At 62.3% G+C, this 265-nt stretch carries 1 protein-coding gene; it reads right to left on the reverse strand.

From position 1 onward, the window contains the following. Positions 1–265, reverse strand: a 265-nt coding sequence (locus tag SB822_RS57880; RefSeq protein WP_410859209.1) for a hypothetical protein, incomplete at both ends; no start/stop codon positions are given.

Raw genomic sequence — 265 nt, forward strand, 5'->3', positions numbered from 1 at the left:
CGGATGACTCGAGTAGGCCATGCCGATTCGCAAGCGTCGCGCGTGCGTCGTCGATCTGATTCAGTTCGTATTGAGCGTCGGCGAGAAACGCCGCGCAGACGTTGGCGCAAACCGACCGCTCGCCGGAGGTTTTCACGGCGCGGGCATACAGCGTTGTCGTAAAGCGAGCCGCTTCGCGTGCGTTTCCTTCGAGCAGCAAGGCCAGCGCGTAGGTGCTCTCTGCGATGATCGTGATGTCGTTGTTGCGGTCGGCAGCCTGGATCGG

The organism is Paraburkholderia sp. SIMBA_054, from assembly GCF_046534875.1.
Lineage (GTDB): Bacteria > Pseudomonadota > Gammaproteobacteria > Burkholderiales > Burkholderiaceae > Paraburkholderia > Paraburkholderia hospita.